The organism is Flavobacterium hibernum (assembly GCF_000832125.1).
In the GTDB taxonomy this organism is placed as follows: Bacteria; Bacteroidota; Bacteroidia; order Flavobacteriales; family Flavobacteriaceae; genus Flavobacterium; species Flavobacterium hibernum.
In genome coordinates this window covers 420,784-444,891 of the sequence record NZ_JPRK01000011.1, presented here as the reverse complement: position 1 = coordinate 444,891, position 24,108 = coordinate 420,784, and the positions used below count along the sequence as shown (strand labels likewise).

At 34.9% G+C, this 24,108-nt stretch carries 14 protein-coding genes; 9 read left to right on the top strand and 5 right to left on the bottom strand.

Annotation, left to right across the window (positions count from 1 at the left end):
- Positions 1–77 precede the first annotated feature (77 nt).
- Entirely contained in the window at positions 78–560 is a 483-nt protein-coding gene (locus IW18_RS14765; protein ID WP_041518634.1) for a DinB family protein, read from the top strand.
- Between the two features lie 55 nt (positions 561–615).
- Here the strand turns inward: IW18_RS14765 and IW18_RS14760 are convergent, their stop codons facing one another.
- The 5 genes from IW18_RS14760 to IW18_RS14740 all read right to left on the bottom strand — a co-directional run bounded on the left by IW18_RS14760 (position 616) and on the right by IW18_RS14740 (position 6,017).
- On the bottom strand, positions 616–1,575 hold the full coding sequence (locus IW18_RS14760; protein WP_041518633.1) for a helix-turn-helix transcriptional regulator: 960 nt from the start codon (positions 1,573–1,575) through the stop codon (positions 616–618).
- 113 nt (positions 1,576–1,688) lie between these two features.
- Complete coding sequence (locus tag IW18_RS14755; protein ID WP_041518632.1) at positions 1,689–2,306, bottom strand: outer membrane beta-barrel protein; 618 nt, start codon at positions 2,304–2,306, stop codon at positions 1,689–1,691.
- Between the two features lie 286 nt (positions 2,307–2,592).
- Complete coding sequence (gene lepA, locus IW18_RS14750; protein ID WP_041518631.1) at positions 2,593–4,389, bottom strand: translation elongation factor 4; 1,797 nt, start codon at positions 4,387–4,389, stop codon at positions 2,593–2,595.
- 163 nt (positions 4,390–4,552) lie between these two features.
- On the bottom strand, positions 4,553–5,278 hold the full coding sequence (locus IW18_RS14745) for an NUDIX hydrolase (protein ID WP_041518630.1): 726 nt from the start codon (positions 5,276–5,278) through the stop codon (positions 4,553–4,555).
- A 22-nt stretch (positions 5,279–5,300) separates the two neighbouring features.
- Entirely contained in the window at positions 5,301–6,017 is a 717-nt protein-coding gene (locus tag IW18_RS14740; protein WP_041518629.1) for an NUDIX hydrolase, read from the bottom strand.
- Between the two features lie 533 nt (positions 6,018–6,550).
- Between IW18_RS14740 and IW18_RS14735 the strand changes: the two genes are divergently transcribed.
- From IW18_RS14735 to IW18_RS14700, 8 genes are all read left to right on the top strand, one after another.
- Positions 6,551–9,682 (top strand): SusC/RagA family TonB-linked outer membrane protein, encoded by a 3,132-nt coding sequence (locus IW18_RS14735; protein ID WP_052480176.1) that lies wholly within the window; start codon positions 6,551–6,553, stop codon positions 9,680–9,682.
- Between the two features lie 11 nt (positions 9,683–9,693).
- Positions 9,694–11,268, top strand: coding sequence for a RagB/SusD family nutrient uptake outer membrane protein (locus IW18_RS14730; RefSeq protein ID WP_052480175.1), 1,575 nt, complete (start codon positions 9,694–9,696; stop codon positions 11,266–11,268).
- Positions 11,269–11,290: 22 nt separating this feature from the next.
- Entirely contained in the window at positions 11,291–12,664 is a 1,374-nt protein-coding gene (locus tag IW18_RS14725) for a hypothetical protein (RefSeq protein ID WP_240475564.1), read from the top strand.
- Between the two features lie 77 nt (positions 12,665–12,741).
- Positions 12,742–15,237, top strand: a complete 2,496-nt coding sequence (locus IW18_RS14720) for a glycoside hydrolase family 2 TIM barrel-domain containing protein (RefSeq protein ID WP_041518628.1) — start codon at positions 12,742–12,744, stop codon at positions 15,235–15,237.
- Between the two features lie 136 nt (positions 15,238–15,373).
- Positions 15,374–17,773 (top strand): glycoside hydrolase family 31 protein, encoded by a 2,400-nt coding sequence (locus tag IW18_RS14715; RefSeq protein WP_041518627.1) that lies wholly within the window; start codon positions 15,374–15,376, stop codon positions 17,771–17,773.
- Between the two features lie 248 nt (positions 17,774–18,021).
- Positions 18,022–20,028: a glycoside hydrolase family 97 protein gene (locus tag IW18_RS14710; protein ID WP_041518626.1), complete on the top strand. Its 2,007-nt coding sequence runs from the start codon at positions 18,022–18,024 to the stop codon at positions 20,026–20,028.
- Positions 20,029–20,124: 96 nt separating this feature from the next.
- Positions 20,125–21,705 carry a GH39 family glycosyl hydrolase gene (locus tag IW18_RS14705; protein ID WP_041518625.1) on the top strand — a complete coding sequence of 527 codons (1,581 nt, stop codon included), beginning with the start codon at positions 20,125–20,127 and terminating at the stop codon, positions 21,703–21,705.
- Positions 21,706–21,749: 44 nt separating this feature from the next.
- Positions 21,750–23,984 (top strand): glycoside hydrolase family 3 C-terminal domain-containing protein, encoded by a 2,235-nt coding sequence (locus IW18_RS14700; RefSeq protein WP_041518624.1) that lies wholly within the window; start codon positions 21,750–21,752, stop codon positions 23,982–23,984.
- Positions 23,985–24,108: the final 124 nt, after the last annotated feature.

Genomic DNA, 24,108 nt, shown 5'->3' with positions numbered 1-24,108 from the left:
TTTTTTTTCCTGCTGACAAACTGTTGTCACCAACCCTCGATACTTTTGAAGTATTAAACAATTAAAACTTTTAAACCATGAAAACATTAGCAGCCCAAGTAATTACTCCCGAAGATTTGTTGAAGCACTGGCAAGGTCATCGTACTTTAACACGCAATACAATTGAAGCTTTTCCTGAAAAAGATTTTTTTGAATTTTCAATAGGTGGTATGAGGCCGTTTGCCCAATTAATTAGTGAGCTTTTAGCCATTGCAGTTCCTGGACTCAAGGGAATTGTAAATAGAGAAGTGGAGCCATTTAGCGAAAAAGCAACAGAAAAATTGATTTTTAAAGCGCAATATCTTGAAAAATGGGATGAGGCAACAGAAGAAATTAATAAGTATTGGGAAAAATTATCTATAGAAGATTTTAATGAAAATTTTAATCTTTTTGGTCAATACGAATTTCCAATAAATCAGAATATTTTATATTTTATTGATAATGAAGTGCACCACCGCGGACAAGGATATGTATACTTAAGAGCCTTAGGAATTCAGCCTCCTTTTTTCTGGGAAAGATAAAATCTTGAACCTTTGAAGTAAAAAAAACTCCTGAAAATTATTTTCAGGAGTTTTTTTATAAAAGTCTTTTTCTGTTGATTTCCAGTAATTCTAAAGCCCGTGTTTTTAATCTTTCCGGTTCCAGAATTGTGGCGTAATCTCCAAACATTAAAAACCAACGTGGAAAACCACTTTCGATATCACGACAGATAAAAGTCATTTCTATTTTTCCGTCGATTTCTTTTTCAGAAATATAGCCGTGATATTTTCGTTCTGTTGCCAGATAACGTGCTATTTTTTTTTCGATTAAGATTCTAACTTTGGTAGTTGGACAGGTTTCTGTTTTTTTTAAATAGGTCTCTAAAGAATCGTGTTCGATTGTGAAATCACATTCAGTTTTTTGAATTCCCTGAATTCTATCGGTTCTAAATTGGCGATAATCTTGTCGCAAGTGACAATAACCCAGAAAATACCAATTGTTGTTGTCATGAAAAACCCCAACAGGTTCAATGTTTCTATCGCTTGCCTGCTCTGCTTCGAGAGTCTTATAAGACAAAAGAATTTGTTTTTTCTCTGCAATACTTTCAAAAAGTACAGATAAAGTATTTGGCGAATTATCATTAAACAAAGGTTCTGTGTTTTGCATCACAACTTTCGATTCAATATTCGAAAGCCAGTCTTTATCTGTACTTTTTAATACCGATTTCAATTTAAACATTGCCGTTGCATAATGATTTCCCAGTGAAGGATCAGTAAATTTTTGCATCAATTTTTCGGCAGCAATAAAACTACTTACTTCTTCACGTGTAAACATAACAGGCGGTAATCTATAACCATCCATCAATGCGTAACCAACGCCAGCTTCGCTATAAATTGGAACTCCAGAGGCTTCAAGCGTTCGAATATCTCTATATATAGTTCTTAAACTAACATCAAAACGATCTGCTAATTCCTGAGCTTTTACAATTTTTTTAGATTGCAATTGAATAAGAATAGCGACAATACGGTCAAATCGTTTTGGAGTTTCGTCAAGCATTTTTTCTAGAGTCAAGGGTTTTGAGGTTCAAAGATACAAAGGTTTAAAGTTTGTAAAAACAAGAAAGCTGTCCCAAATTGGGACAGCTTTTTAGAGTAAATCGTTAAAACGAATTAGAATCTGTACAAAAGTCCAAATTTTGGTTGATCAAAGATGTTTTCAAATAAGTTAATGTTTAATTGAAACGTATTTGATGATGGGCCATTTTCTGGAGAAACACTATTATAAGATAAAATGTTGGCAAGCGTAAAAGTCACCGCAATGTTTTTGGTTAAAAAATAATTTAATCCAACATTAATATTGGCGGTAAGACTATTAGTGTCGTTGGAACCTGCATTGTTTTCGACCTTGTTTCTACCATATCCTAAGCCTGCTTCACCATATGCTTTAAAGCGTTTTTTGTCTAACTCTAAAACGTAGTATCTGGCAAATCCACCAATACCAAAGACATTGGTTTTGGTATTTGTAGATTCAAATTTGTCGCTTGAAAAATTTAGTTGTCCTCCAACAGCAAACTTGTCACTAAGAAAATAGCCAAATTTTGGATTAAAAGCATAAAAGTCCTCATCTCCGCCAGTAGTAATTTGTATAGAACCTTCTATAAACATATCACCATGAGCAAAAGTGATTCCTTTTGCAGTTTTCATTTCAGAATCGACTTGGTTCTCTTGTTGAGCATTTGCAAATGAGAATGTTAACATCGATAAAATAATAAATAATCTCGTTTTCATAATATTTGGTTTTTAGTGTTGTAAGATTAAAGTTATATTTTTTATGTTAAAATTTACTTTATATAATGCAAAACATGCTAAAAATCAAGCTATTATCTTTTTATTTTTTATTTTGTAAGTATTTACTTTCTGTTTTTAGGGCTTTAAAAAGTTATTTTTTTGTAGTTGGAGCATTACATAAAGGTTCGTGATGAAGGATAATATATAAAAACAAAAAACCCGACAACGTAAGTCATCGGGTTAAATCTATATTCTTTGCTCTTTATTCTATTTTCTAAAACAAGATCTAGTCATTCAATTTCAAAACAGCCATAAATGCTTCTTGAGGAATTTCAACATTTCCTACCTGACGCATACGTTTTTTACCTTTTTTCTGTTTTTCAAGAAGTTTACGCTTACGCGAAATATCTCCACCATAACATTTAGCGGTAACGTCTTTACGAAGTGCTTTAATAGTTTCGCGAGCAATAATTTTTGCTCCAATTGCAGCTTGAATCGGAATATCAAATTGTTGTCTCGGAATCAATTCGCGTAATTTCTCGGTCATTTTTTTACCAATGTTATAAGCGTTGTCTTCGTGAATTAATGCAGAAAGTGCATCAACCGTTTGAGCATTCAAAAGAACATCCAGTTTTACCAATTTCGAAGTTCTCATTCCAATAGGAGAATAATCAAAAGAAGCATAACCTTTAGAAACTGTTTTTAAGCGATCGTAAAAATCGAATACAATTTCGGCAAGCGGCATATCAAAATTCAATTCAACTCTTTCAGTCGTTAAATAGGTTTGATTGGTAATTTGACCACGTTTTTCGATACACAAACTCATTACGTTTCCTACGAAATCAGCTTTTGTAATGATAGTTGCTTTAATATAAGGTTCTTCAACTCTGTCTAAACGAGATGGTTCAGGTAAGTCAGAAGGATTGTTTACTACAAAAGGAGTTTCAGGATCTTTTTTGGTATAAGCCAAATACGAAACGTTAGGAACTGTAGTAATTACAGTCATATCGAACTCACGCTCTAAACGTTCCTGGATAATTTCCATGTGAAGCATTCCTAAGAATCCGCAACGGAAACCAAATCCTAACGCTGCAGAGCTTTCAGGTGTAAAAACTAACGAAGCATCATTTAATTGCAATTTTTCCATAGAAGAACGCAAATCTTCATAATCTTCAGTGTCTACAGGATAAATTCCGGCAAATACCATTGGTTTTACATCCTCAAAACCAGTAATCATATTAGTAGTTGGCGTTTTAGCATCTGTTAGTGTATCACCAACTTTTACCTCTTTGGCTTCTTTAATTCCAGAAATTAAATAACCAACGTCACCAGCAGAAATTACATTTTTAGGAACCTGATTTAATTTTAAAGTTCCAATTTCGTCAGCAAAATATTCATTGCCGGTAGCCATGAATTTAATTTTTTGCCCTTTTCTAATTTCTCCATTTACAACTCTAAAGATTACTTCAATTCCACGAAACGGATTGTAATGTGAATCAAAAATCAAAGCTTGTAATGGCTCATCCACATTTCCTGATGGAGGTGGGATTTTTTCGATAATGGCAGCTAAAATATTTTCAACACCAAAACCTGTTTTTCCAGAAGCATGAATAATATCTTCTAATTTACAGCCTAGTAAATCGATAATATCATCACTAACTTCTTCTGGGTTAGCACTTGGTAAATCTACTTTATTTAAAACCGGAATAATTTCAAGATCATTCTCAAGAGCCAAATATAAGTTAGAGATTGTTTGTGCCTGAATACTTTGTGCAGCATCGACGATCAAAAGAGCACCTTCGCAGGCGGCAATAGATCGAGAAACTTCGTATGAAAAGTCAACGTGACCAGGAGTGTCAATTAAATTTAAAATATATTCCTCGCCTTTATAAGTGTATTCCATTTGTATGGCGTGACTCTTAATGGTGATTCCACGCTCGCGCTCCAGATCCATGTTGTCAAGCAATTGTGCTTTTTCTTCACGAGCTGTAACGGTTTGTGTAGCGCCCAATAAGCGGTCTGCCAGTGTACTTTTACCGTGGTCAATGTGTGCAATAATGCAAAAGTTACGTATCTTCTTCATTTTAATATGTCAATTCTCTAAACGAGTTTAAGTAATTTCCGGGTATAAATTTGCGCTAGAGCAATTGCCTTAGAGCATGTTATTAAGGCGCAAAGATAGCGCAAAGTTTTGGATTCTGGAATGTAGATACACGATAGTTAGATTCTGAAATCATAAACCACCGTTAAAATTCAAAATTAAACCCTTTTTCTGTTAATTTCTTGTAGATATCCTGATCGAATTTATACAGTTTTGCGGCTCTGTGTGAGACATCTTGTTGTTTTTCGTCGAGAGCAACCAGTAATTTCATGTGCAAAATTTTTCTGCGAAAGTTAGATTTATCCAATTCGATACCTAAAATTTCTTCATACAAATGCATTAATTGTAAAAGTGTAAACTTTTCGGGCAACAAATTAAATCCAATTGGAGCTTGCTGAACCCTGCTTCGCAGCTGCATCAAACTAAAGTTAAGAATTTCGTTATGATCAAAAATTAAATTCGGGATCTCATTAATCTTATGCCATTTACATTCTCTAACCATTAAACTGGCTTTTATATTGTAGTCTTCTCGATTTACCAATGTATAATAACCAATCGTTACAACTCTTCTTTCGGGCACACGATTTGGATTTGTAAAAGCTTTTAGTTGTTCCAGATAAATATTGTCCAGACTTGTAAGTTCATATACAATTCGGTGTGCAGCGTCATCGGCACTTTCTTCTTTCTTCATATATCCACCCAAAAGTCCCCATTTTCCAATACTTTCCCCTTCGGCATGCTGAACCAAAAGTACTTCGAGACTTTCTTTATTAAAACTAAATATAACACAGTCAATAGTGATTCCATCAATAGCCGTTGAGGTACTATTATGATCTGTTTCAGTATTGTTTTTAGAAGATGAGAATGTCATTTGTTATGATTATAAGCAAGTATTAAAATTCAAAACTAAATCCTTTTTCGGTTAGTTTTTTATAGATTGTTGGGTCAAATTGGTACAATTTTGCGGCTCTGTGCGAAACATCTTGTTGTTTCTCGTCTAGCGCGACCAATAATTTCATGTGTAAAATTTTACGTCTAAAGTTTGATTTGTCCATTTCAATTCCTAAAATTTCTTCGTACAAATGCATCAATTGTAATAAAGTAAATTTTTCAGGCAAAAGATTAAATCCTAAAGGAGCCTGACGTACTCTGTTGCGAAGATGTTGCAGACTATAGGATAAAATTTCGTTATGATCGTAAATCAAATCCGGAATAGTATTGATTTTATACCATTTAGCGTCAGATGCGGTAAAACCCGCTTTAATGTTATAATCTTCTCTTTTTACCAAAGCATAGTATCCGATAGTTATAACACGTCGCAAAGGAAAACGATCCGGATCACCAAATGCTTTTAGCTGTTCCAGATAAATATTGTCAAGTCCGGTAAGTTCATTCAATAAACGATGAGCAGCATTGTCAGTACTTTCTTTTTTATAAATCCAACCTCCCGGAAGTCCCCATTTTCCTTTACTTATTCCTTCTCCATGTTCTACCAAAAGCACTTCTAGACTTCCTTCATCAAAACCAAAAATAACACAGTCAATTGTGATCGCGTTCATTGCGGTTTGCTCTGTTTTTAAAGCTGAATCGTCGGATACATTTTTGACCATATGTTACTAAAATTTTGACAAATTAAATAAATTAAATGACGCGTTGCCTTTGCAAAAGCTTTATATTTTTTCTAAAGAAGCAATTTTCTGACAATCAATCATTTATAATTCTAGTGAAAAATCTGCTTTTAAATGATAATCCTTAAATAACTGATTGTCAAACTGCTAATTCTTTATTTTTTTGATATTTTTTTATTCTGTTTAGTGGGATATTTTGCTGTATTGATAATAGTTGACTCTGTTTAATTTGAAAAACAAAATAATACCCCTAATATTTTGCTAATATAGAAAAAATGTTTTACACTTGTAGTCAAAATAACCATAAGATAAATTCAATTTGACTATAAGTTTTAAAACGACCAAATATTTCTCGCCTGAGAAAATTATAGTACAGCTATTTTTGAGAGTATTGGGAGTTTATAAAAGTTGAGAATTCAACAAAAAAAAGACGGTCAAGCTGATCAAATTATCTTCAATAAGAATGAATAAACTTAAATACAACTAACTATAAATTTAACCAATTCTTAATTATTATGAAAAGCAAATATTGTATAAAAACAACAATGCTTCCGTTTTGTATGGCGCTGCTGCTAAGCGTCTTTGCAATGCAGTCTGGTTTTGCGCAGGAACAATCCCAGTTTGTAAGCGGAAATGTAAAATCGGCAGATGATGGTATGGGAATTCCGGGTGCTTCCATAGCAATCGAAGGAACGAAAACGGGAACATCAACAGATTTTGATGGAAATTTTAAACTGGAGGCAAAAGCGGGCAACGTAATTGTAATCAGTTTCATGGGATTTAAAACACAACGCATTACAGTTGGAACTCAAAAAACAATTAATGTTACTTTATTAACAGAAGCGGCAGACTTAAAAGAAGTTGTCGTGATAGGTTATGGTTCTCAAAAGAAAACACTGGTAACCAATGCCGTTACTCAGGTTAGCGGAGATAATCTTGCCAAAACGAATACTACAAATGCATTGCAGGCACTTCAGGGTCAAGCGGCGGGACTTCAAATTACTTCTACTTCAGGGCAACCGGGAGAAGCTTTGAAAGTAGTGATAAGAGGAGTTGGTTCTGTAGCGGGGAGTAGCCCGTTGTATGTAGTTGACGGAATTCTTACGGGTGATATTTCTTATTTAAGTAACTCTGATATCGAATCTATTTCTGTACTTAAAGATGCTGCTTCTGCTGCAATCTACGGTTCTCAAGCTGCAAATGGAGTTGTTTTGGTAACTACTAAAAAAGGAAAAAGAGGAGCTCCTGGAAAAATTACTTTCGATCAATATTACGGAGTACAATCTGTAGCTAGAAAAGTAGATTTATTAGATGCAACAGAATATGCTACAATATTAAACGAAGCAGCGGTAAACTCTGGTAAAAATCCTTATTTCACCAATAGTCAAATAGCCGGATTAGGAAAAGGAACGAATTGGATGGATAAAATGTTGACAGACAATGCTGCAACTAAAAACTTTTCTTTTGGTGCTTCGGGTGGTTCAGATACCTCAGTATATTCTACATCATTGTCTTATTTAGGACAAGAAGGAGTTGTTGGAGGTAAAGATTTATCTAACTACGGACGTTATAATTTCAGATTCAATTCTGAACACAAACTTTATAAAGACGTCGTAACAATTGGACAAAATTTAAGTTTTGCTTACGTCGATAAAAATGGTATTGGTGTTGGTAATCAATACAACAATGCATTAAGAAGTGCTTTTCAGGTTTCGCCTTTATTGCCAATGTACGATAAAAACGGAAATTATTTTGATACCACAAACAGCACAGAACCTTGGATAGCTGGTACAGCAAATCCTTATGCTTTAATGGAGTATACCAATCAAAATGAAAGTAATAATCAAAAATTATTAGGGAATGTTTATTTGCAAATTGAACCTATAAAAAACCTGACATTTAAAACTACTTTGGGGCTTGATTATTACGTGTCTGAAGGACATTCGTACACGCCTAAATATCAATTGTCAATTTATGCAAACACTGCTTTTGATAAAGTAAATCAAAACATGAGCAAAAATAAAAGCATTACATGGGATAACTTAGTGTCTTATAAATTTAATGCTGCCGAGAATCATCATTTTGAAACAATGGTTGGTACATCGTTTATTAATTACGACGCAACTTCAGTAGAAGTTACCAATGCAGATTCTGTTTTTAACGATTTAGAACATGCCTGGATAGATAATACTACAAACAAAGACGGAGCTAAAATTGCGATTAAAGGTAAAAAAGAAGAAAATAAGTTAATGTCTTATTTTGGAAGATTAAACTACAATTATAAAGAAACCTACTTATTAAATGCTACCATTAGAGCCGATGGATCTTCTAAATTTGCTCCGGGAAATCAATGGGGTTATTTTCCTTCAGTATCTGGAGGTTGGGTAGCTTCAAACGAAGATTTTTTAAGAGATTCAAAAGTATTCAACTTTCTTAAACTAAGAGCGAGTTGGGGACAAGTTGGTAACCAAAGCATTAGATCGTTTCAGTATTTAGCATTAATTAAATCAAATAATACGAATTACAATTTTGGAAATGAAGAAGGCGTTCTGACACCTGGTGCTTATCCGCAAAACATATCAAATACCAATGTAAAATGGGAAACGTCAGAGCAAATTGACCTTGGTTTAGATGCAAGATTTTTAAACAATGCATTGAATGTAACTTTTGATGTGTACCAAAAAACAAATAAAAATTGGTTAGTTCTAGCACCAATTTTGGCAACTGCCGGTGCCGATGCACCCTTTATTAATGGTGGAGATGTCGTGAATAAAGGAGTCGAGTTAAGTTTAAATTACCAAAATAAAATTGGAGATTTTAATTATAGCATTAGTGCAAACGGTGCTTATAATAAAAATGAAGTGGGTAAAATACCAACTGTAGACGGACTTATTCACGGATTAAACAATGAACTTTATGATAATGCCGGTGAGTTTTACAGAGCAGAAAACGGACAGCCTTTAGGTTATTTCTGGGGATATAAAACAGGTGGTGTTTTTCAGAATCAAGCGCAAATCGACAATTATAAATCAGCAAATGGTGTGGTATTACAGCCAAATGCAGCTCCTGGAGACATTATTTATGTAAACACAAACGGAGATGATAAAATAGACGCAACAGATAAAACCAATATTGGAAATCCAAATCCGGACTTTACGTATGGTTTCTCATTGTCTGCAAGTTACAAAGCATTCGATTTTTCATTAATGGCAAATGGAGTAGCAGGAAATCAACTTGTACAATCGTATAGAAACCAAGCAGGTGCTTATGGAAACTATACTTCTGCAATATTAGATCGTTGGCATGGAGAAGGATCTTCGAACACAATACCAAGAGTAACAGAAGACAATAGAAACTTCACACAATTTTCAGATTTGTATGTTCAAAACGGAGATTTCTTAAGAATTAGCACGGTTACATTAGGATTCGATTTAGCGAAACTGAAACAATCAAAACCATTTTTTGCAAGCCAGTTCAGAGTTTACTTTTCAGTATTAAACCTTTACACTTTTACAAAATACAATGGTATGGATCCTGAAATTGGATTTGGTTCTTCAAATGATGATCAAAAGTTTTCATCAGGTGTAGATGTTGGGTATTACCCGAGACCAAGAACATTCATGTTGGGATTAAATGTTAAACTTTAATAAATAAAAAGATGAAAAATACATATCTATATATTTTCTGTTTGAGTTTATTGTCGCTGGGTTCTTGCAGTTTAGAAACAGAACCTTTAGTACAACAAACAGATACAAATTTTTATAAAACAACAGATGACGCTTATGCAGCATTAGTAGGTTGTTATGATGGAATGCAAGTAGCAACTGGAGCAGGAGGATTAGGAATTCCTGTTATTAGCGAAGTAATGTCTGACGATTGTTTTGGAGGAACTGGAAATTCAGATGGATACAGTTATGCGGCTATTGATGAGTTTGATATTACACGTTCTCCTTCCGATATTGATTTATTGAACAACAACTGGATTGCATATTACAAAGCACTTTTTCGTTGTAATGTTTTCTTATCTAAAATAGATCAAATCGACTGGAAAGGAAATACTGTTTTAAAGAATACTTACGAGTCAGAAACGAAATTTATCAGAGCTTATCTTTATTTCGAAATGGTACGTTTGTGGGGAAGTGTGCCGTTGTTAACAGCTCCTTCTACCGAAAATATTCCGCAAGCAGCACCAGAAGAAATTTATAAGGTAATCGCACAAGATTTAGTATTTGCTGCAAACAACTTACCAAGCGGTGCATATACGTCTACAACTAGCGGACGTATTACAAAATGGGCTGCAAAATCACTTCTTGGACGTGTATATTTATACTACACAGGATATTACGGAAAAGCAGATTTAGCCGGAGTAGTAACTAAAACACAAGCTTTAGGACACTTAGAAGATGTTATTGCAACTAGTGGTCATGGTTTAGTAGCAGATTTTTCTACTTTATGGCCAGCAGCATCAGTGGATAAATATGCAGGAGAAAACAACAAAGAAATCGTGTTCTCTATAAAATATACATACACAAGTGATTATAACGGAAATACAGATGGTAACCATTGGTTAGTAATGTTTGGAATGAGAGAATTCTCATCTTACCCTTACGGACGTGGATGGGGAGTTACTGTAAATTCTAAATTATGGAAAGCTTACACCGCTACAGATACAAGACGTGTAGCCACAATGATTGGAATTGACGAAGAAAAAATAAAATTCGACAAGCTAAACAGTCAAAGAGAATATACAGGTTACTACAACAAAAAATATTCACCAATGGTAGACAAAGACGGAAAAGATCTTCCGCTTACTATGGGAAGTCAGTTTTGGGATATAAGTCAATTTCAGGATTATGTAGTATTAAGATATTCTGATGTTTTATTAATGGCTGCAGAGTTAGGAAGCGGAAATGCTCAGGCTTATTTTGATGATGTTAGAAAAAGAGCTTACAAAGAGAATTTTGTTTCTCTACCCGTAAATTTCGATAATATCATGAACGAAAGACATTTAGAGTTTGCACTTGAAGGTATTAGATATTACGATTTATTGCGTCAGGGAATTGGAAAAGCTTCTGGAACAATTGCAGAAACGACAACATTGTTAAGTGGTGGAGTTGCAGGAACAAAAACAATTTCGGCAGCAAAAATCCAGGCAACAAAAGGATTGCAACAAATTCCAAATACACAAATCACATTGTCTGGCGGAGTTTTAAAACAAAATGCTGGTTGGTAATTTTAACTAAAAAATGAAAAAAATGAAAAATATAAAATTAGTAATTACATCATTTTTGATGTTAGCAGCACTAATGCTAGTATCATCTTGTTCCCCAGAAACCTATTCGCTAGACGAACCATTGGCTAAATCCGATATACACTACGAAATAACTCAGGATTTTGTAGTAGACCCAGGAGGAAATACCGTTTTACTAAAAAACACAACTCCAGGAGTTGTGCTTACTTGGGATTACGTTACAGGAAAATCCAGCAAAGCAACAGAAACAGTAAAATATGCCTTTAAAGGAAATTACACTATCAAGATTACTGCCGTAACAGGCGGCGGAATTGTCGAGTTAGACCCTGTAACCATTACAGTAACCAAGGATAATTTAAGTTATGTAAACGATCCGCTATGGACTGCATTATCTGGTGGAGTTGGTAAAAAGAAATCGTGGATAGCAGACAATGGTAAATATGGTTTAGCTCAAGGCGCAATGTCTTATGCAGATCCGAGTACAGTAGTAGAGTGGAATAAATTTACTCCAAACTGGGAACCGGCTGGTAATGCAAATTCTAGTACAGATGCAGATATGCATTGGGGAAGATACATGACATTTAGCCTTGATGGAGGACCTTTCATGACAGTTAGCGAAGCTAACGGAACAACGGTTCAAAGTGGATCTTATTTCTTAGATATTAATGCACACACTTTAACCACAACCGGAGCAACTATTCTAAGACCAGATAATTATATTGCTAATGCAAGTAACTGGAGCAACGGTTTAAGAGTGCTAACACTTACTGAAAATCAATTAAGAATAGCAGTACTTAGAACCAATAGTGAAGGTCAATGGTGGTATATTTGGAACTTTGTTTCTAAAGATTATGCAGACCATTATGTTCCTGTAGTAACAGATCCAGTTCTTGACGAAGGCTTTAATCCTACTTTTGCTCCAGGCGAATTGTTAACCATGTTAACAGGAGGAACAGGCGCAGGAAGAGTTTGGAATCTGGACGGAAAAGGAAATCCAGTTGACTGGGTTGGAAAAGGAATTGGTTGGACAACTGGCGCTTCAAGCTCTTACAATTGGGGATGGAATGATGATTGGACAGCAATCTCAGGTAATTCTTGGATTCGTTTTGATCAATGGGGAGGTAAACTTAATTATACCCGCAGTCAAAATGGAGTTGTAACTTCAGGAATTTTTACCATCAAAGCAGCAACCAATGAAATTGATTTAGGAGGAGAAACACTTCTTCAAAATTCAACAAGCTGGATGAATCCAACTGCACATGTTATTAAAGTAGTTAAAGCATATAATAAAGATTATTTGCAAAAAGGTATTTGGTTAGGAACATCGTACGATACATCTAAAGATGAATGGTTCGTTTTCCATTACATAATTCCTTAAATTATACATTTTTAGTTTAACAATAACCTGAAAGAAGTGTTGAACTGCTTTCAGGTTATTTTAAAATCTCTAATACTATGTTTCAGTTTACTTTATATAAAAAAATAGGATTACTTTTTGTCAGCTTTCTGTTACTAACAGGATGCAAAACATCAAGTGATGAAAAATTTATTAATCGAAAAGTTTCTTTTAATTCAGATTGGAGTTTTCATTTAAATGATAGTATAAAAGACAAAGATACTATTGGCGCTTCGACACAATGGCGAACACTAAATGTTCCTCATGATTGGAGTATTGAAGGAAAATTTGATGAAAAAAGTCCGGCCGGATATGGCGGAGGATCATTAAACGGAGGATTAGGCTGGTACAAAAAAACATTCAAAGTTGCTGCTGCAGATAGTAGCAAAGTCACTTCAATTACTTTTGATGGCGTTTACAAAGACAGCGAAGTTTGGGTAAACGGACATTATTTAGGAAAACGTCCAAATGGATATATAGGTTTTCAATATGACATCTCCTCTTATTTAAATTATGGAGACAAAAACAATGAAATTATTGTAAAGGTTGACAATTCAAAACAACCCAATTCACGTTGGTATTCAGGATCAGGAATTTTTAGAAACGTCTGGATCGAAACCACAGATAAACTACACGTTGCACAATGGGGAACCTATGTGACAACACCAAAAGTTACGACCGAAAATGCTTCGGTAAATTTTGAAACCACAATTCAAAATCAGAATTCAGATTCAAAAAAAGCAACCGTAACAACAACTATTTTTTATGGTGTCGGAAGTGATCTTAGAAGAATAAAATCGACTAATCAAAATATAACAATTGGTGCAAATGCCAATCAAACTATCAAACAACAAATCGAAGTGCCGAATCCTATTTTATGGTCGGTTGAAAAACCAGAATTGTATACAGCAGTTACGGAAATTTCGCTTGACAATAAAGTTGTAGATGAGTATAAAACGAAATTCGGAATCAGAGATTTTAAATTCGATTTAAATAAAGGTTTTATTTTAAACGGAAAACAAGTTAAAATAAAAGGAGTTTGTATGCATCACGATTTAGGGCCATTAGGTGCAGCAATCAATACGCGTGCCATCGCACGTCAGTTAGAAATCCTGAAAGAAATGGGCGTAAACGGAATTAGAACATCACACAATCCGCCTGCTCCCGAACTTTTAGACTTATGCGATAAAATGGGTTTCATTGTCATGGATGAAGCTTTTGATATGTGGAAACAAACCAAAACCAAATACGATTACGGAAACGATTGGGACAAATGGCATAAAAAAGATTTAGTAGATCAATTGCTTCGCGACCGTAATCATCCAAGTATTTTTATCTGGAGTATTGGGAACGAAATTCCAGAACAATGGAGTGAAACTGGCATAACAATCGCAAAAGAATTGGCCGCAATAACACGTCAATATGATAAAACACGTCCGCTAACCGCAGCGATGAATCCGCCGGTAAATATGAATATTGACGACGTAACATTACAATTCGAAAAGAAAAATGTTCAAATTAATCCACTTGCCGCATCCGGTATTTTAGATTTAATAGGTTACAATTATGCACATCAAACCTATGAGCATCATCAAAAGAATTTCCCAAACACACCTTTTATCGCAACCGAAACAACTTCGGGTTTACAAACTCGCGGATATTATGATGCAGTTTCAGATGTCAATAAAAAATGGCCAGTACGATGGGATTTAAAATTTACCGATGGAAATCCCGGAAACACCGTTTCAGCTTATGATCAAACGCAAACACCTTGGGGTTCAACACACGAAGCAACTTGGAAAATTATCAAAAAACATGATTATCTTTCAGGAATGTATATTTGGACAGGTTTCGATTACATCGGAGAACCAACACCTTACGAGTGGCCGTCTGTAAGTTCTTATTTCGGAATTGTAGATTTAGCCGGTTTCCCAAAAGACGTTTATTATATGTATCAAAGCGAATGGACAGATAAAACCGTGCTACACATTTTTCCACATTGGAACTGGAAAGCAGGACAAACCGTAGACGTTTGGGCATATTATAATAAAGCAGATGAGGTTGAACTTTTCCTTAACGGAAAATCAGTAGGCGTTCGTAGTAAAAAAGGAGATGATTTACATGTAATGTGGAGAATACCTTTTCAAGCCGGAACACTAAAAGCAATTTCTCGTAAAGACGGAAAAACAGTTCTGGAAACCGAAATCAAAACAGCCGGAAATCCAGATAATCTAAAACTTACTGCAGATAGAAGTACAATTAAAGCCGATGGAAATGATTTGTCATTTGTTACAGTTGATATTTTAGATGCAAAAGGAACTTTAGCGCCAAATGCAAATAACGAGATCAATTTCTCATTAAAAGGAAATGGAAAAATCGTAGGCGTTTGTAGCGGTGATCCAGTTAGCCACGAACCGTATAAAGGAAATAAACATACGGCTTTGGCAGGAAAATGTTTAGTTATAGTTCAATCCGAAAATAAAACAGGAAGATTAGAATTAACCGCTAAAGCTAATGGACTAAAACAAGCCACAATTGTAATTACAACAGAATAAGTTTTCTAATTTTTGAAATTTAAGTATAGCCACAGATTAAAGGATTAAAAAGATTTAAATCTGCATGATCTGCGAGAGAAAAGAAAAAAATCCTTTCGAATTCTTTTAATCTGTGGCAAAAAATAAAAAATAACTAATGAAAAAATCACATTTAAAAACCTTGTTTTCGATTTGCGCTTTTGGACTTCTTACAATTCCAAATGCCTCAGCTCAAATCCAGAATGCAGATGTGTTAAACGCACCAATAGACATCAGCAAAGATTTTCAGAACTATCTGAACACTTTTTATTTCGCAGACGAATTGGCTTCTTTTGATCCTGCAACAGCAAAAGGAACCATCAAATATTTGAGATACAATTATAAAACACGTCAGGCATTCAACAACATGATGATGAAACCTGATGTAGAAAAAGCAAACGAATTTCCAACAACAGAATATGCAGAATCTCCTGTTTTGCCATTTCAAATTCAGTTTGTTTCAGACAGAACCATTAGAATCAAAACTACTTCAGGGCCACAATTTCATCCGGAAAAAGAATCCCTAATGTTGATTAACGGTGTTGCGCCAAATCATCCGGAATTATGGAAATATGCTAAAATAGAAGGCGGTCACAGCTATACAAGCAAACACGGAAGAGTTGAAATTTTGACAAAACCTTGGCACGTAAAAATCTATGATGAAAAAGGAAAACTGCTGACAAGTACACTTCACGATACTGATTTTAAAAATACCTATACACCAACACTTCCGTTCTCGTATGTGCGCAGAAACAGCGATTATTCGAGAAGTATGGGCGCGGCTTTTAGCTTAGAACCAGATGAAAAAATATTTGGTTGCGGAGAATCATTCACGCAATTCAATAAACGCGGACAAAAAGTTGTTTTATGGACAGATGATGCCAACGGAATCCAAAATGAAACCATGTACAAACCCGTTCCGTTTTATATGAGTAGTCGTGGTTACGGAGTTTTCATGCACCATTCGACACCAATAACAGTTGATTTTGGAAAATACTTTGGAAGTGCAAACGAAATGTACATTGGAGACGACGAAGCAGATTTGTTCTTCTTTATCGGAGAGCCAAAAGACATTTTAGACCAATACACAGATTTAACCGGAAAAGCTGCAATGCCACCACTTTGGTCTTTTGGTTTTTGGATGAGCAGAATTACCTATTTTACAGAAAAAGAAGGTCGCGAAGTAGCCAAAGATTTACGTAAATATAAAATTCCAACAGACGTAATTCACTTCGACACTGGCTGGTTTGATGTAGATTGGAGAAACAATTACGAGTTTTCAAAAGATCGTTTCCCGGATGCTCAAAAAATGATGTCAGATTTAAAAGACGACGGTTTCCATGTGTGTCTATGGCAATTACCCTATTTCTCACCAAAGAACACTTTGTTCCCTGAAATAATGGAAAAAAATCTTGCAGTTAGAGATCGCAAAGGAAATCTTCCGTATGAAGATGCCGTTTTAGATTTCTCAAATCCCGAAACTGTAACTTGGTATCAATCAAAACTAAAACATTTATTCGATCAGGGCGTTTCGGTTTTCAAAGTTGATTTTGGAGAAGCAGCTCCGCCAGACGGAATTTACCATTCAGGAAGAACAGGCTTTTATGAACACAATTTATACCCTTTAAGATATAATAAGGCTGTAGCCGAAATTACTCAAAAAGAAAAAGGCTACACTTTAATCTGGGCAAGAAGTACATGGGCAGGAAGTCAACGTTATCCGTTACATTGGGGTGGAGATGCAGAAACTTCAAACGGAGCAATGTCGGCAGAATTACGCGGCGGACTTTCTTTAGGATTAAGCGGATTCAGTTTTTGGAGTCATGATGTGGGAGGATTTGCCACAAAATCACCGGAGAATTTATACAGAAGATGGGCGCCTTTCGGAATGTTTACTTCACACGTAAGAAGCCACGGAGAACCTCCGCGCGAACCTTGGTTGTACAGTAAAGATTTCTTAGAAGGATTTAGAAAAGCCGATAATATGCGTTACGAATTAATGCCATATATCTACGCTCAGGCCAAAGAAAGTTCTCAAAAAGGATTACCAATGATGCGTGCTCTATTTGTAGAATATCCAAATGATCCGGGTGCTTGGTTAGTAGACAATGAATATTTATTTGGATCAAGCATTTTAGTTGCACCACTTTTTGAAGAAGTTACAGAAAGAGATGTTTACCTTCCGGAAGGAACATGGATTGATTATCAAACTAAAAAAGTATACCAATCAGGATGGCATAAAATTAAGGCGGGCGAAGTGCCAATCGTAGTTTTAGTAAAAGATGGAACGGCATTGCCTCATATCGCATTAGCGCAATCTACAAAAGATATGGATTGGAGTAAATTGACGTTGAAAGTTTATGCAAGCGACAAAATAACTTCGGCGACAGCCAAAGTATTTTTACCAGACGGCGATGCAGTACAAGAAATAAAAGTGACCAAAAACGGAAACAATTTCGATGTAACATCAAACCCGTTACAAGGAAAAACGACTCTTAAAACAGAGTGGATAAAATAAAGAAATGTATGCCACAGATTACACAGATTAAAAGGATTAAAAATTGAGAATTAAAAATCTGCTTAAATCTGTGAGATCTGCGTGAAAAAACAAACACAAAGAATTTTAAAAAAAATCATTTTAATCTGTGTAATCTGTGGCAAAAAAAAATAATCCCAAAAGGATAAAAATAAGTTTTTGTTGAGTTTTTAAATCGGGCGAAAGCCTTGCAACGCCCGATTTACTAAAAATGAATTAAGAAAAATATCATGAAAAATTACCTCATTCTTCCCGCCTTATTACTTTCAATTTCGATTGGATATAGTCAGAAAAACAAAAATGCTTACGAATTGGCATCGCCAAACGGGCAAAACAAAATCAAATTCGAGTTAGTAAAAAACGCTCCAAAATATGCTGTTTCACACGGAAAAACCGAAGTGATAACACCATCAGATATGGGTTTTTTATTAAAGGGAAATGAAAACTTAAGTTCTGATTTTGAAATCAAAAATGTAAAAAACAGCACTTTCGATGAAACTTGGACACAAGTTTGGGGAGAAAAGAAAAACATAAGAAATCATTACAATCAGCTTTCGGTCGAATTACAGCAAAAAAGCGGAAACAAACGTAAACTTGAAATTCAGTTTCGTGCTTTTGATGACGGAGTTGCTTTTAGATACGTATATCCAAAACAAAATGTAAAAGACAGTATTTTCATTATGGATGAAAAAACGACTTTTAACTTAAAAGAAGATGGAAAAGCTTGGTGGATTCCGGCAAACAGAGAAAACCGCGACGAATATCTTTTTAAAGATGCTCCCGTAAGTACCTTAGATACTGTTTTAACACCACTTACAATCGAAAGCAAAAGCGGATTAGCTTTGAGTTTTCACGAAGCAAACTTAGTTGATTTTGCCAGTATGACTTTGGTAAACACAAGTGGAACACAACTTAAATCAGATTTAGTGCCATGGGCAGATGGAGTAAAAGTTCGTGTAAAAGATACGTTTACATCTTCATGGAGAACATTACAAATTGGCGAAAATCCATCAGACTTAATTACCTCTTATTTAATTTTAAATCTGAATGATCCAAACAAATTAAAAAATACCGCAAGTTATTTTAAACCATACAAATACTTCGGAATTTGGTGGGGAATGCACATTGGTAAATATACTTTTTGGGAAAGCGATAAACAAGGCGCAACAACCAAACACGCCGAAGAATATATCGACTTTACAGCCAAAGAAGGATTTCATCATTTATTGATCGAAGGCTGGAACAAAGGTTGGACACCTGCTTGGTACGAAAACCATATGCATATGTTTAGCTTCACCAAAAGTGCAGATAATTTCGACTTAGAAAAAGTAGTAGAATACGGAAAGAAAAAAGACGTAGAACTTATTGGATACCACGAAACAGGATCAAACTTAATTAACTATTTAAAACAAGTTGATGAAGGTTTTGCATTGTACAAAAAACTAGGAATTCATTCCGTTAAAATTGGTCACGTGGGTTCTAAATTGAACATGAAAGAAATGCACTTCGGACAATTTGGAGTAAATTATTTCAGATATATTTTAGAAAAAGCAGCACAATATGATTTAGCAGTTTTATATCATGAATCAATAAAAGATACAGGAGAACGCAGAACTTTCCCAAACATGGTTTCGAGAGAAGCGGCGAGAGGTCAGGAATACAACGCTTGGAGCGAAGGAAATCCGCCAAACCATTTAACGATTCTTCCGTTTACAAGATTGCTATCAGGACCAATGGATTATACACCAGGAATTTTTGATGTTGAGGTAAAACAAGGATATCCAGGGAAAGGAGTACACGGAACTGCAGCGCAACAATTAGCATTATATGTTACGATTTACGCACCAATACAAATGATGGCAGATCTTCCTGAAAATTATGAAGGAAAACCAGCATTACAATTCTTAAAAGACGTTCCAACAGATTGGGAAGACACTAAAGTATTAGAAGGAAAAATTGGAGCATATATTACAACAGCTCGTAAGGACAGAAACAGTAACGATTGGTTTTTAGGAACAATTACAAACGAAAATGCAAGAGACGTAAATGTTTCATTATCATTTTTAGATCCAAAAGCAACATATGAAGCTCAGATTTATGCAGATGCCGTTGGAACAGATGAAACACATAATCCGGCAGAAATTGCAATTTCTAAGAAAACCGTAAAAGCGTCAGATTCTCTAAAATTACATTTAGGAGGAGCAGGAGGAGCAGCCGTTAGATTTAAAAAATTGTAATTATTGATAAATAGATTTAGCTATTCCAAACCTGACAGGTTTTTAAAACCTGTCAGGTTTACCAACGTAACGATTAAAAATAAATATCATTTTAAAATGAAAAATTTTTCAGCAATACTATTCATTTCATTACTTCTGATCAATGTAAAATTGATTGGACAAAATGCGACTGCTGAAGAACGAATCATAAAAGTCAATTACAACAAAACAGCAGGAAAACTGAACACCATGTTCAAAGAATGTATTGGAGCAGGAAGAGCAAACGAAGGTTTACGCTCCGATTGGCAACAACAATTGGCAATGACCAAAAAAGAATGCGATTTTAAATACATCCGAATGCATGGTTTATTGTCTGATGATATGGCAGTTTATCGCGAAGATTCAAAAGGAAATCCCGAATACAATTACCAATATATTGATGCTTTGTACGATTTTATATTGAGTATTAAAATGAAGCCTTTTGTCGAATTAGGATTTATGCCATCGGCTTTAGCGAGTGGAAAAGAAACTATTTTTTGGTGGAAAGGAAACGTAACACCACCAAAAGATTATAAAAAATGGGAAGATTTAATTCGAAACCTAACCCAACATTTCAAAGAACGTTATGGAGATGAAGAAGTAAAAACATGGTATTTTGAAGTTTGGAACGAACCCAATTTATCACCGGGTTTCTGGACAGGAACTCAGGATGAATATTTCAAATTATACGATTATGCGGCCCGCGGAATAAAAAGTGTAAATCCAGCTTACAAAGTTGGAGGTCCCGCAACAGCAGGAGCAGCTTGGGTTCCGGAAACAATTGAGTTTTGTACTAAAAATAATGTTCCGTTAGATTTTATTTCAACACATACTTACGGAGTAAAACAAGGATTTTTGGATGAATTTGGCACATCAGGCACGATATTGAATAAAGACGAATCAAGTATAAGTGGAGATGTGATAAACTCACGAAAACAAATTGCAAATTCGGCTAAGCCAAATCTCGAATTACATTATACAGAATGGAGCACATCATATACTCCCGCAGATCCCGTTCATGACAGTTATCATTCGGCAGCCTATATACTTCAAAAACTAAAACAAGTTGGCAATGCCGCAAACTCCATGTCGTATTGGGTTTTTACCGATATTTTTGAAGAAGCAGGTCCAAGATTTACACCTTTTCACGGAGGTTTTGGATTGTTGAATACGCAAGGAATCAAAAAACCGGCTTATTTTTCCTATTCCTTTCTAAATAAATTAGGCGAAACAGAGCTTCAAAATAAAGACACCTCTTCATGGGCAACTAAAAATTCTAAAGGAAATGTTCAAGTATTGCTTTGGGATTTTACGAATACACATCCCGGAGATTCGATGAACAATCAAACCTATTATATAAAAGATTTACCATCAAAATCAAAAGGAATTGTAAAAGTTGAAGTCGATGGTTTGCAAAAAGGAAATTACATTTTAGAAATTTATAAAATAGGTTATAAAACTAACGACGCTTACGCAGATTATTTAGCGATGGGAAAACCTTCTCAACTTTCAAAACAACAAGTTGAAACCATTAAGAAGAAAAATAATGGCGCTTTGATCACATCAGAAAAAGTAACAATTGATTCAAAAGGAACATTCAACAAGAATATAAAAATTAATGAAAATGATGTTTTCTTATTGAATTTGGTCAAACAATAATTATCAAAAAAACTATCTAAAAACTAAAAATAAATTTATTAAGCATGAAAAATAAAATCATATACCTCTCAGTGGCATTGACTTTAGCACTATTTACATCATGTAAAAACGACGCAAAAAGTTCTGATTCGGCTGAAGTTCAGAAAGAATATGCAGGAAAAGAAATAAGCTCAGAACATGATGCAGAAATCGATAAGTTGGTTTCTCAAATGACGCTTGAGGAAAAAATAGGAATGCTACACGGAAACACTATGTTTACTTCAGGAGGAGTAAAACGTTTAGGAATTCCAGAATTAAAAATGGCCGATGGGCCTCTAGGAGTTCGTGAAGAAATTTCGCGTGACAATTGGGCTCCCGCGGGACTGACCAATGATTTCGCAACCTATTATCCAGCCGGAGGAGGTCTTGCTGCAACCTGGAATCAGGAAATGGCCTATACATTTGGAAATAGCGTTGGACAAGAATTACGCGCCAGAGATAAAGACATGTTGCTTTCTCCAGCTATTAATATCGTCAGAACGCCACTAGGAGGAAGAACATACGAATACATGTCTGAAGATCCATTTTTGAATAAAAAAATAGCTGTGCCGTTAATTGTTGGTTTACAAGACAACGATGTTATGGCTTGCGTAAAACACTTTGCGGCAAACAATCAGGAAACCAACCGAGATTTTGTCGATGTACAAATTGACGAACGTACACTTCGTGAAATTTATTTACCAGCATTTGAAGCTTCAATAAAAGAAGGTCACGCTTATAGTGTAATGGGCGCTTACAATAAATTTAGAGGAGAATATTTATGTGAGAACGATTATATGTTGAATAAAATTCTTCGTGACGAATGGGGATTTAAAGGAGTTGTAGTGTCAGATTGGGCTGCGGTTCACTCTACAGTAAAATCTTTAAAAAGTGGATTGGATATCGAAATGGGAACACCAAAACCATTCAATGAATTTTTTCTTGCCGATAAACTAATCGCTGCTGCAAAAAACAAAGAAATCTCAGAAGCAGAAATTGATGTTCATGTAAAAAGAATCCTGCGTACTTTATTTCAAGTAAAAGCAATGGGCGCAAAAGATCGTGTAAAAGGAAGCATCGCAACCGAAGCACATTATCAGGACGCTTATAAAATTGCAGCAGAAGATATCGTTTTATTGAAAAACGAAAATAATGCATTACCATTAAAATTAGACGGAGTAAAATCAATCGCCGTAATTGGAAACAATGCAACAAAGAAAAACGCTCTTGGCGGATTTGGTGCAGGAGTTAAAACCAAAAGAGAAATTACACCACTTGAAGGTTTAAAAAACAGATTGCCATCATCAATAAAAATCAATTATGCCGAAGGATATTTAGAGCGTTACGATGAAAAAAACAAAGGGAATTTAGGAAATATTACCTCAAATGGTCCTGTAACAATCGATCAGTTAGATCCGGCAAAAGTATTAGAAGCAGTAGAAGCAGCTAAAAAATCTGATGTTGCCATCATTTTTGCAGGTTCAAACCGTGATTACGAAACAGAAGCATCGGATCGTAGAAACTTAAAATTACCATTCGGACAAGAAGAATTAATTCAGAAAGTATTGGCCGTAAATCCAAGAACAATTGTTGTAATGATTGCCGGGGCTCCGTTTGATATTGATGCAGTGAGCAAAAAAACTTCAGCATTAGTTTGGAGTTGGTTTAATGGTTCTGAAGGAGGAAATGCTTTAGCCGATGTAATTTTAGGAAAAGTAAATCCATCAGGAAAATTACCTTGGACAATGCCAAAACAAATCATGGATTCTCCAGCACACGCCACAAATAGTTTCCCTGGAGGAAAAACCGTTAATTATGCCGAAGGAATTTTAGTAGGATACCGTTGGTTTGATACTAAAAAAATAACACCATTATATCCTTTCGGATATGGATTGTCGTACACCACTTTTGCTTTTGATAATGCAAAAACCGATAAAACTTCATACGCACAAAACGAAACAATCTCAGTTTCTGTAAAAGTTAAAAACACTGGAAAAGTTGACGGTAAGGAAGTCGTTCAGTTATATACATCTAAATCAGATTCAAAAATAACTCGTGCTGCACAAGAATTAAAAGGCTTCCAAAAAACATTGGTAAAAGCAGGCGGTTCAAGTACAATTACAATTAAAGTTCCGGTAAAAGAATTAGCTTATTATGATGTAGCTACGAAAAAGTGGACAGTAGAACCAGGAAAATATACATTGAAATTAGGAAATTCTTCAAGAGATATCAAAAAAGAAATTATAGTGACAATCAAATAAATTTCACATTAACTGTAGGTGTTTTTAATGACTTTAGAATGGCAAGTACTACTTGACGAGTTATTTTCTCAAACACATTTAATGATGTTTAAAACAAAACAACTTAACTAACCTAAACAACCAA

Coding starts and splice junctions, on each gene's coding strand:
- IW18_RS14765 (WP_041518634.1), top strand. CDS start 78: ATGAAAACATTAGCAGCCCAAGTAATTACTCCCGAAGATTTGTTGAAG.
- IW18_RS14760 (WP_041518633.1), bottom strand. CDS start 1,575: ATGCTTGACGAAACTCCAAAACGATTTGACCGTATTGTCGCTATTCTT.
- IW18_RS14755 (WP_041518632.1), bottom strand. CDS start 2,306: ATGAAAACGAGATTATTTATTATTTTATCGATGTTAACATTCTCATTT.
- lepA (WP_041518631.1), bottom strand. CDS start 4,389: ATGAAGAAGATACGTAACTTTTGCATTATTGCACACATTGACCACGGT.
- IW18_RS14745 (WP_041518630.1), bottom strand. CDS start 5,278: ATGACATTCTCATCTTCTAAAAACAATACTGAAACAGATCATAATAGT.
- IW18_RS14740 (WP_041518629.1), bottom strand. CDS start 6,017: ATGGTCAAAAATGTATCCGACGATTCAGCTTTAAAAACAGAGCAAACC.
- IW18_RS14735 (WP_052480176.1), top strand. CDS start 6,551: ATGAAAAGCAAATATTGTATAAAAACAACAATGCTTCCGTTTTGTATG.
- IW18_RS14730 (WP_052480175.1), top strand. CDS start 9,694: ATGAAAAATACATATCTATATATTTTCTGTTTGAGTTTATTGTCGCTG.
- IW18_RS14725 (WP_240475564.1), top strand. CDS start 11,291: ATGAAAAATATAAAATTAGTAATTACATCATTTTTGATGTTAGCAGCA.
- IW18_RS14720 (WP_041518628.1), top strand. CDS start 12,742: ATGTTTCAGTTTACTTTATATAAAAAAATAGGATTACTTTTTGTCAGC.
- IW18_RS14715 (WP_041518627.1), top strand. CDS start 15,374: ATGAAAAAATCACATTTAAAAACCTTGTTTTCGATTTGCGCTTTTGGA.
- IW18_RS14710 (WP_041518626.1), top strand. CDS start 18,022: ATGAAAAATTACCTCATTCTTCCCGCCTTATTACTTTCAATTTCGATT.
- IW18_RS14705 (WP_041518625.1), top strand. CDS start 20,125: ATGAAAAATTTTTCAGCAATACTATTCATTTCATTACTTCTGATCAAT.
- IW18_RS14700 (WP_041518624.1), top strand. CDS start 21,750: ATGAAAAATAAAATCATATACCTCTCAGTGGCATTGACTTTAGCACTA.